We start from the raw sequence: 9,715 nt of genomic DNA on the forward strand, positions 1-9,715 counted from the left end.
GTGGTCGCTAGTCCGGACGGACCGCGAGATCGACCTTCTGGAATCCCTTGACGTCGGTGTAACCGGATTTGCCCATCGCGCGGCGCAGGCCGCCGATGAGGTTTCTGGTGCCGAACGGTTCCGCGGTCGGACCGAGGAGAACTTCCTCCATCGGCACCGTCGAGTCGAACACCGGCTGCACATCCCCGCGAGGCACCGAGGGGTGCGCCGCCGTGGACTGCCAGAAGGTCCCCTTGCCCGGGGCCTCGTCGGCCTGCGCGAGCAGAAGGCCAAGGGACACCGCATCGGCGCCGCAGGCGATCGCGCGGGTGATATCGCCGGAGGCGGCGATGTCGCCATCCGCGATGACGTGGACGTAGCGTCCGCCGGTCTCATCGAGGTAGTCGCGGCGGGCGGCCGCGGCGTCGGCGATAGCGGTGGCCATCGCCACGTTCATCCCGAGCACCTCACCGGTGGTCGACGCTCCCGGAACATGCCCGAAACCGACGATGACGCCGGCGGCACCGGTACGCATGAGGTGCAGCGCCGTGCGGTAGTCGACGACACCGCCGGCGATGACCGGGATATCGAGCTGGTAGATGAAGTCCTTGAGATTGAGCGGCTCCGGGGTCGTGCCATCCTCGTCGGGCTCGCCGACGACATGCTCGGCGGAGATGATCGTGCCCTGCACGACCAGGATTTCCACGCCCGCCTTGATGAGCACCGGTGCGAGCTCTTCGGCATGCTGCGGGGACACGCGCACGGCGACGGTGTGCCCCGACTCCCGCATCGTGGCGACGACCTTCTCGAGCAGGTCGTGGCGCAGCGGAGCCTGGTGCAGCTGCTGCAGAAACTGCACTGCCTTATTGGGCTTGGACAGGTCTGTCGGGTCCCAATCGGCGGCGAGCTCGCGCAGTTTCGCGATCTCCGCGGCCGGGTCCTCGTGACGCGCCCACAGTCCTTCGCCGTTGAGCACCGACAGTCCCCCGAGCCGCGAGAACTCGGCCGCCGATTCCGGAGACACCACGGCGTCACTCGGGTGGGTCATCAGCGGCATCTCGAACGAGTACGCATCGATCTGCCAGGTGGTCGACACATGCTTCGCGGAGCGGGTCCTGCGGGATGGGACGATGTCCACATCCTGCAGGTTGTAGGTGCGGCGGGCCTCGCGGCCCATCCCGATTTCAACGACGTCGCGCATGGAGAATTCCTTTTAGTCGGGACTAGCGAGCCCGGTAGTTGGGCGCCTCGGTGGTGATCTGGATCGCGTGCGGGTGGGACTCGCGAAGCCCCGCAGGCGAGATCTGGACGAACTGCGCGTTCTGCAGGTCCGCGACAGTGCGCGCACCCGTGTAGCCCATCGCGGCACGCAGGCCGCCGACGAGCTGGTGGACGACCTGGGACACCTCGCCGCGGAACGGCACGCGCCCCTCGATACCCTCGGGGACGAGCTTCTCCTCCGACAGCACGTTGTCCTGGAAGTAGCGGTCCTTCGAGTAGGACTTGTCGCCTGCGCGGCCCTTCATCGCACCCATCGAGCCCATGCCGCGGTAGGTCTTGCACTGCTTGCCGTCGACGAGGATGAGATCGCCGGGGGCCTCGCGGGTGCCGGCCAGGAGCGAACCGAACATCGCCACCGAGGCACCGGCGGCGATCGCCTTGGCGAAATCGCCCGAGTACTGCATGCCGCCGTCGGCGATGACCGGCACGCCTGCCTTCTTCGCGGCGACCGCGGCCTCCATGATCGCGGTGATCTGGGGAGCGCCGACACCCGCGACGACGCGGGTGGTGCAGATCGAACCCGGGCCGATGCCGACCTTGATGGCGTCGGCTCCCGCCTCGATCATGGCCTGCGCCGCCGCGCGGGTGGCGAGGTTGCCGCCGATGATCTGCACCCCGGGGAAGTTCGCCTTGATATCGGAGACCATCTGCAGGGCGTTGTTGTTGTGCGCGTGCGCGGTGTCCACGACGAGTGCGTCCACCCCGGCGTCAGCCAGCGCGGCAGCACGCTGGAAGGAATCGGCTCCCGTCCCGACTGCGGCCGAGACCATGAGCCGGCCGTCGGCGTCCTTCGTCGCATCGGGGTATTCGTCGGTCTTGGCAAAATCCTTGACCGTGATGAGCCCGGTGAGCTTGCCGTCGCCGTCGACGATCGGCAGTTTCTCGATCTTGTGGCGTCGCAGCAGCCCGAGCGCGGCGTCGGCGGTGACGCCCTTCTGCGCGGTAATGAGCGGCGCGGTGGTCATCACGTCTTCGACGCGGCGCGACATGTCGACCTCGAAACGCATGTCGCGGTTGGTGATGATCCCGACGAGGCGGCCTTGTTCGTCGGCGACGGGAAGACCGGAGATCCGGAAGCGGGCGCACTTTTCGTCCACCTCGGCGAGGGTGTCTGACGGCGCGGCGGTGACGGGATCCGTGACCATGCCGGCCTCGGAGCGCTTGACGATTTCCACCTGCGTCGCCTGGTCGGACGCCGAGAGGTTGCGGTGCAGCACACCGAGGCCACCCTGACGTGCCATCGCGATGGCCATGCGCGATTCGGTGACGGTGTCCATCGCGGAGGAAAGGATCGGAATACGCAGGGAGATTTCCCTCGTGAGCTGAGTGGACGTGTCGACGTCGGACGGCACGACGTTGGATTCGGCAGGGATGAGGAGTACGTCGTCGAACGTCAGACCCATCATCGCGATCTTGTCGGGGTCCTCTCCGCCCGTCCGAATTGTTCCGCTTGCCTGATCCACTGCCATGAGTTTCGACCCTTTCTCGCCGCTGATCCCGATTTACTGAGCTTAAACGTCGGCGGGGTCCGTTTGCATCCCGAGGCGGGCGGCGCCGTGCGCGATCTCACCCGGAGCGGCGGGCATGCTGCGAGCAAATCGCTCAGAGCGTCACGTGCCGCCGGCGACGGGATACCTATTATTGGACATAGCGGGTAATTTGGAACGCGTGAGTTCAAGTAATCATCCACCGATGCCGCCCGGCATGCCGCCGGATCCGTTCGACGACGATTTCATGGCCGAGGTCGCCTCGGAGTCGGGCATGTTCGAGGATGAGGACGAAGTGTTCGAGCCGCTCAGTGATCAGGAGCGCGCGCTCCTCGAGCAGGATCTCGCCGATCTCCTCGAGTTCGAGACCGCGCTCGCCCCGCGGGGTGTCAAGGGTATTGTCATCGACTGCGTCGACTGCCAGGAGATGCACTACTTCGACTGGAACATTCTGCGCGAGCGCATGGAGCAGATGCTCGGGGACGGCAGCATCCCCACGCACGAGCCCGCCATGGATCCCAACCCCGACTTCTACGTCACCTGGGACTACTGCCTCGGCTTCCTCGACGGTCTCGAGGCGCCGCGACGCGTTCGTCGCGGACTGTTCTAGGCGGAGGGCCAGAGCGCAAGGTTCTGCGACATAGAACCGATATACGAGAAGGAGCCGGCGAATTCGCCGGCTCCTTCTCGTATGTCGACGCTGTCTGCGCCGCGCGCGGACGTCCCGCTACCGCGTCGACGTCTGCGGCGAATCGAGCATGTCCATGTTGCGGTCGGAGCCACCCGAATTGCCCCCGGAGTTACCGCCCTGCGTCGTGTCCTTCGTCGGCGACGGGTTGCTCTGGCTCGACTGAGTCGGCTCCGCCTGCCGCAGCTGCTGCATATCGGTCGGATCGAGTGGGCTGACCGGAGGATCGATGCCGCGATCCGGAGACGGGTTCGCCGGCGGCGACACCAGATCCTGTTTTTCCGGCGGTGGCACGGGTGCGCCCGTCGGCTCCGGCGCCTGCGGTTGCGCGCTGTTCGGCACCGAGGTCTCCGTGGTGGGCACGGGGACCTGCTCGTCGTTCGGCTTGATCTGCCCCGAGTCCGGATCCGACGATTCGGGCGTGGGGAGCTCGCCGCGCTCCCCGGCCTGGCCACGATCGAGCTGGCGCTGGATCTGGTCGCGGATCCGGATCAGGTTGACCCTGTCCGCTGCCGATTCGACCCCATCGAGCCGCTCGGAAACCGACTGCAGGAGCCGGTCGGCCTCGGCCGTGTCTCCCCGCGACAGGGCGTCGTTGGCGGCGGCGAGATCACGTTCGAGCGCCGAAACGAGATCGATATCGGTGGATTCTCCGCCGAAGATCGATTGGTTGACGTTCCACAGCGGGTCTCCCGGCTGTGCGTTGAAGGCCATGATGGACATGCTGCCCACGGCCACGGCGACGAGCGATGCAGCGCCCACCGCGATTGTGCTCAGGCCTCGTTTGCGGCCCCCACGCCGATGCTCACGACGTCCGCGTGCCTCGTCGAGGCTCGTGACGTGTTCTGTTCCGTCTTCATCTGTAGCAGCGCCACGTTCGAAAGCGGTGTCAATCTCGTACTCGCTCGGCCCTTCGGGGAAAGGGGCAGCCTCAGTGGCGCTCCTAGCTCCGAGAAGCAGGTCGAAAAGAGCATCATCGGTCGAGTCAACGGCATCAGGCCGCTCCCCCTGACCGAGGGCGTCCAGAAAGCCGTCGACGCGGTTTTCGTCAAACCGGTCGCGATCTAGCGCCATCTCCCTTCACCATCCCTTTCAATATGCTCCCGCAGCTGCTTGATCGCGCGATGTTGCGCGACTCGCACAGCTCCCGGGGTGCTGCCGACGGCTTCCGCGGTCTCGTCCGCGGATAGCCCGACAATGACACGCAATCGGATGATCTCCCGCGCTTTTTCCGGGAGCTCCGCAAGCAGTGCTCCGAGTTTGGCGTTGGCATCGTTAACCAACGCCGCATCCTCCGGTCCGCCATCGGCGGCAAGCGTTTCGGGCAGGTGTTCCACGGGATCGGACCGATTTCGCCCTGCGCTTCGGTGTGCGTCAGCAACCTTGTGCGAGGCGATGCCGTATACGAACGCCATGAATGGCTTGCCCTGATCTCGGTACCCCGGAATAGCCGAGAGCACCGCGATGAGAACTTCTTGTGTGACATCGTCTGCAGAAAGCAGGCCCTTGTCAGCGACGCCGACGCGCGAACGACAATAGCGCGCGACGCCGGGCTTGATTAATCCAAGCACCCGGCTTGCCGCGGCCTTATCGCCCTTTACGGCGGAAGCCACTGCGAGTTCCAACTCGTCTGCTGTCTGTGTCATCGACTTCTTGTGCGCGATCGTTACGTCGCAGCTGGTCCCTTCCTCTGCGGAGTCATCACCAAGAACTTCTTCGAGCCCGGCCCATCAATACTTTTGAGAGCTTTTGGTCCCGATTTATGTTCCGCCATTCTTTTCAGTATGGCAATATCGCCGTCTTTCGAGCGGAGAATTCCACGCTACAGGCGATGAGCGTAACGGCAACCGGTTTAGATGGTGCCAGCGCCCCAAAGTTTCCTTTATCGAGTTCCGACAAAACTAAACGGCCCCGCGTGCTGGTATTTCGTAGCACACGAGGCCGTTCATGGGCCGGGGAACTCCGGCCTGGGCCAGGGAAAACCCTAGTGGGAATGCCCGTGCCCGCCTGCGTTCTCCGCCGGCTCTTCCGGCTTGTCGACAATCGCCGTTTCTGTGGTGAGAACCATACGGGACACCGACGCGGCGTTGACGACGGCGGAGTGGGTGACCTTCACCGGGTCGATGACGCCCTCGGCGACGAGGTCGCCGTATTCGAGAGTCGCGGCGTTGAAGCCCTGCCCCTCGGGAAGCTCGCCGACCTTGCTCACGACGACAGAGCCGTCTTCGCCGGCATTGTCGGCGATCCAGAACAGCGGCGCCTGGAGTGCCTTGCGCAGCACGCGCACGCCGACGGCCTCGTCGGTACCGGCGAAGGACTCCTCGAGAGAGTCGAGCGACTTGGAGGCCTGCACTAGTGCGGAACCGCCACCGGCGACGACGCCCTCGGCAACCGCGGCCTTCGCCGAGTTGACGGCATCCTCGACGCGGAGCTTGCGTTCGGTCATCTCGGCCTCGGTGGCCGCGCCGACGTGGATCACGGCGACGCCGCCGGACAGCTTCGCGATGCGCTCGTTGAGCTTTTCGCGATCCCAGTCCGATGAGGACTGCTCGACCTCGCGCTTGAGCTGCGCGACGCGCGCCTGCACGTCATCGGCGGAGCCGGCGCCGTCGACGATGACCGTCTCATCCTTGGTGACCGTGACGCGGCGGGCGGAACCGAGAACCTCGACACCCGACTCGCGCAGCGACATACCCAGGTCCGGGGAGATGACCTGGCCGCCGGTGACGATCGCCAGGTCGTCCATGAACGCCTTGCGGCGGTCGCCGAAGAACGGGGACTTGATGGCCACGGCCTTGATCGTCTTGCGGATCGAGTTGACCACGAGGGTGGACAGCGCCTCGCCCTCGATGTCCTCGGCGAGGATGACGAGCGGCTTGCCCGCCTCGGCCGCCTTCTCGAGCATCGGAAGCAGGTCCGCGAGTGCGGAGATCTTCTCGCGGTGCAGAAGGATGAGCGGATCGTTGAAGATCGCCTTCTGCTCCTCGGCGTCGGTGATGAAGTAGGGCGACAGGAAGCCCTTGTCGAAGGCGACGCCCTCGGACACCGTCACCTCGTCGTTCAGGGACTGCGACTCCTCGATCGAGACGACGCCGTCGGTGCCGACGGCGTCCATCGCCTTGGCGACCATGTCGCCGATGTACGGATCGCGGGAGGACACGGTCGCGACCTGGGCTACTCCCTCCGAACCCGACACCGGCGTGGCGGCGGCCTTGAGCGACTCGACGACGGCTTCCGCGCCGGCGGCGAGCCCCTTGCCGAGAGCCATCGGGTTGGTGCCGGCGGCGACGTTGCGGAGGCCCTCGCGGATGAGCGCCTGGGCGAGCACGGTCGCGGTGGTCGTTCCGTCACCTGCGACGTCATTGGTCTTCGTCGCTACCGACTTGACCAGCTGCGCACCGAGGTTCGCGAAGGGCTCTTCGAGCTCGATCTCGCGCGCGATCGACACGCCGTCGTTGGTGACGGTCGGGCCGCCGAATGCCTTGGCCAGCACGACGTGGCGTCCACGTGGGCCGAGGGTGATCTTGACGGTATCGGCAAGCTGATCGACGCCCGAAAGCATCGACTTGCGCGCCTGCTCGTCAAAAGCAATGAGCTTAGACATGTGTGCGTCAATTCCTTTGAAAAAGAAGTGCTAAGGAGAGTAGAAAGCCCCGGCCGCTGCGGTTCGCTTGCGAGCGGCAGCGCCGGGGCCTGGCGCCGAAAAAACCTCGGCGCTCGGTTCTAGTCGATGACCGCGAGAATGTCGCGAGCCGACAGGATCAGGTAGTCCTGACCGTCGTAGGAAATCTCGGTTCCTCCGTACTTGGAGAAGATCACCTTGTTGCCCTCGGCGACATCCACGGGGATGCGCTTGCCCTGCTCGTCGAAACGGCCGGGGCCGACCGCGACTACGGAGCCCTCCTGGGGCTTCTCCTTGGCGGTGTCCGGGATAACGAGTCCGGAAGCGGTCGTGGTCTCAGCAGCGCTGACCTCGACGAGAATCTTGTCCTCAAGCGGCTTGATCGCCACGGGATCCTCCTGATGCGTAAAGTTTAAAAGGTACGTTTCCTGGCAGGCAGAGCCGTGATGATGTGCCGTCGCGGGTGGCGTACAACTCGACCCTCTAACCAATTGGCACTCTATACCCGAGAGTGCCAACTTACAAGGTACGCGATTCTTGGTTCGCAATCAGAGTACTTTCAGACTGCCCGCGTAAGGTCCACGTGGACGCAAAAACATGCGAATGCCCACGTTTTGTCTATGACCAGGGCTTTTGAAGTTCCCGGCGTCATACGATTCCGCCCCTCGACGGGCGGATTTCGTTGTGCCGGTCAAGGAGGTTCGGAGCACGTGTGGAGCCCGTACGGGAGGCAGCAGCATCCCGAGTCCCAGTGTGTAAGGACGGATACCGGCGCTTTCGGCAACCCTTCGATGGTGTCCCCCGAGTGCACCGACACGGCGGTACCGCCGTCGTACTTCGCACCTTATGGCCCGTACGAGGTCCGCTCGACCAACAAGCTCGCCGTCTTCGCGTTCCTTCTCACGATTTTCAATCTCGTCGTCGGCACGCTGTCGATGATCCTGTTCCCGCTGTTCACCCTTTCGATGTGCGTGCTCGGGATCGTGCTCGGACACCTCGCCATGCGCAGCGTGCGCCGTTCGCACCAGGCAGGCAGATCGCTGGCCATCGCCGCGCTCGTGCTCAGCTACGTCGGCCTGCTGTTCGAACTGGTTGTGCTAGGCAGCATCTACCTGTTCATGGACTTCGACCTTCTCGCGGTGCTCGCCTAGCTTCGCCCGGCAACCCCGCCACCGGTGGCCGCCACAGCCGGAACCGCTAGAGCAGGCTCTGGCTCACGTGGAGCCCGGGGTCGGTCGCGGCGCCGAGGGTCGACGGCATTCGGCCCGCGGCGATCATCGCCCCGGCCACGGCCACGACCATCGCCCCGTTATCGGTGCACAGGCGCGGCCGCGGGATGCGCAGCTCGATTCCGGCAACTTCGCAGCGCTCGGCGGCGAGTTCCCGCAGCCGCGAATTCGCCGCCACGCCGCCGCCGATGAGCAGACACTCCGCGCCCGTGTCGGCGCAGGCGCCCACGGCCTTCGACGTCAGAACATCCGCCACCGCCTCCTGGAAGGACGCGGCCACGTCGGCGAGCGCGACGGTCTCCCCCGCGGCCTCGGCACGTTCGAGGTGACGGGCGACGGACGTTTTGAGCCCCGAGAAGGAGAAGTCGAAGGGTGCGTCACGCGGGCCGGTCATGCCGCGCGGGAACGCGATCGCGGCCGGGTTCCCCTCGCGTGCCGCCTTGTCCACCACGGGCCCTCCGGGATAGCCGAGCCCGAGGAGGCGGGCGACCTTGTCGTAGGCCTCGCCGGCGGCGTCATCCACGGTGGAACCGAGCTCGCGCAGCGGTTCGGCGAGCGAGGGCACGTGGAGAAGCTGTGTGTGCCCGCCGGAGACGAGCAGCGCCACCGCGGGAGGCAGCGACCCGCCGTCGAATTGCGCGACCGCGACGTGCCCGACGAGATGGTTGATCGCGTAGAACGGCACGCCCCACGCGGCGGCGTACCCCTTGGCGCCCGCCACTCCGACGAGAAGCGCGCCCGCCAGGCCTGGCCCGATGGTCGCGGCGACGGCGTCGGGCCGGGAAATGCCGGCCTCGTCGAGCGCGCGGCGCACGGTCGGCACCAGCGCCTCGAGGTGCGCACGCGAGGCGATCTCGGGCACGACGCCGCCGAAGCGCGCGTGCTCTTCCATGGACGACGCGACGACGTCCGAAAGCAGTTCGACCTCGCCGCCGGGGTACACGCGCGACAACGCGACTCCGGTCTCGTCGCACGAGGACTCGATGCCGAGCACCACGCGCGGGACGGACAGATCGAGCGGCGCGGCGGGGACGACCTGCGGCGCTGCGGCGTTGGCGCCGGCGTTGGCAGCGGTGGACATCACGCCTCCTCGGGGACTGCGGTGGACTCGCCCGGCTGCGGCTCGGACCCACCTATGACGGCGGAGCGCACCATCGCATAGGCGTCCTCTCCGCTAGGTCGATAATAATTGCGGCGCAGGCCGACCACGGAAAAGCCGTGCGCCTCGTACAGCGTGCGCGCCACGATGTTGCCTGTGGCGACCTCGAGCAGGACGGGCGCGGACTCGGCGTCGGCGACGGCGAGCATCTCGGCGAGCAGGGCGCGGCCGAGGCCACGGCCCTGGAATTCGGGGTCGACGGCGATGTTGAACACCTCGAACTCGTGGTCGCCGTCCGGGCCGAAGGCGCCGAGCGCGGCGTAGCCGGCG

At 66.1% G+C, this 9,715-nt stretch carries 11 protein-coding genes; 3 read left to right on the forward strand and 8 right to left on the reverse strand.

From position 1 onward, the window contains the following. Positions 1–7: 7 nt before the first annotated feature. Positions 8–1,180, reverse strand: a complete 1,173-nt coding sequence (locus K8V11_RS10115; RefSeq protein WP_303913564.1) for a GuaB3 family IMP dehydrogenase-related protein — start codon at positions 1,178–1,180, stop codon at positions 8–10. Positions 1,181–1,202: 22 nt separating this feature from the next. Beyond that, positions 1,203–2,729, reverse strand: a complete 1,527-nt coding sequence (gene guaB / locus K8V11_RS10120; protein WP_303913566.1) for an IMP dehydrogenase — start codon at positions 2,727–2,729, stop codon at positions 1,203–1,205. A 199-nt stretch (positions 2,730–2,928) separates the two neighbouring features. Here guaB and K8V11_RS10125 point away from each other — a divergent pair, with 199 nt between their 5' ends. Further along, positions 2,929–3,357, forward strand: coding sequence for a DUF5319 family protein (locus K8V11_RS10125; RefSeq protein WP_303913568.1), 429 nt, complete (start codon positions 2,929–2,931; stop codon positions 3,355–3,357). 117 nt (positions 3,358–3,474) lie between these two features. On the opposite strand, the gene K8V11_RS10130 is transcribed toward K8V11_RS10125, so the two are convergent. Continuing rightward, positions 3,475–4,197 carry a hypothetical protein gene (locus K8V11_RS10130; RefSeq protein ID WP_303913570.1) on the reverse strand — a complete coding sequence of 241 codons (723 nt, stop codon included), beginning with the start codon at positions 4,195–4,197 and terminating at the stop codon, positions 3,475–3,477. Between the two features lie 39 nt (positions 4,198–4,236). On the opposite strand from K8V11_RS10130, the gene K8V11_RS10135 reads away from it, so the two are divergent. After that, positions 4,237–4,503, forward strand: a complete 267-nt coding sequence (locus K8V11_RS10135) for a hypothetical protein (RefSeq protein WP_303913572.1) — start codon at positions 4,237–4,239, stop codon at positions 4,501–4,503. Here K8V11_RS10135 and K8V11_RS10140 read toward each other — a convergent pair. The 3 genes from K8V11_RS10140 to groES form a co-directional block, all read right to left on the reverse strand. Continuing rightward, positions 4,500–5,081 (reverse strand): sigma-70 family RNA polymerase sigma factor, encoded by a 582-nt coding sequence (locus K8V11_RS10140; RefSeq protein WP_303913575.1) that lies wholly within the window; start codon positions 5,079–5,081, stop codon positions 4,500–4,502. The genes K8V11_RS10135 and K8V11_RS10140 overlap by 4 nt on opposite strands. 338 nt (positions 5,082–5,419) lie before the next feature. Beyond that, positions 5,420–7,039 carry a chaperonin GroEL gene (gene groL, locus K8V11_RS10145; RefSeq protein WP_303913577.1) on the reverse strand — a complete coding sequence of 540 codons (1,620 nt, stop codon included), beginning with the start codon at positions 7,037–7,039 and terminating at the stop codon, positions 5,420–5,422. 119 nt (positions 7,040–7,158) lie between these two features. Further along, the gene (gene groES, locus K8V11_RS10150; protein ID WP_067473974.1) at positions 7,159–7,446 is read right to left on the reverse strand and encodes a co-chaperone GroES; all 288 of its coding nucleotides are present in this window, start codon (positions 7,444–7,446) and stop codon (positions 7,159–7,161) included. A gap of 321 nt (positions 7,447–7,767) precedes the next feature. Here groES and K8V11_RS10155 point away from each other — a divergent pair, with 321 nt between their 5' ends. Continuing rightward, complete coding sequence (locus K8V11_RS10155) at positions 7,768–8,208, forward strand: DUF4190 domain-containing protein (RefSeq protein ID WP_303913581.1); 441 nt, start codon at positions 7,768–7,770, stop codon at positions 8,206–8,208. Positions 8,209–8,254: 46 nt separating this feature from the next. Here K8V11_RS10155 and tsaD read toward each other — a convergent pair whose 3' ends face one another. Continuing rightward, positions 8,255–9,367 carry a tRNA (adenosine(37)-N6)-threonylcarbamoyltransferase complex transferase subunit TsaD gene (gene tsaD, locus K8V11_RS10160; RefSeq protein ID WP_303913584.1) on the reverse strand — a complete coding sequence of 371 codons (1,113 nt, stop codon included), beginning with the start codon at positions 9,365–9,367 and terminating at the stop codon, positions 8,255–8,257. Continuing rightward, on the reverse strand, positions 9,367–9,715 hold a 349-nt coding region (locus tag K8V11_RS10165; protein WP_303913588.1), incomplete at its 5' end, for a GNAT family N-acetyltransferase. The genes K8V11_RS10165 and tsaD, both read right to left, overlap by 1 nt.

Origin of the sequence: Dietzia timorensis, assembly GCF_020742175.1 — a bacterium.
Classification (GTDB): domain Bacteria; phylum Actinomycetota; class Actinomycetes; order Mycobacteriales; family Mycobacteriaceae; genus Dietzia; species Dietzia timorensis_A.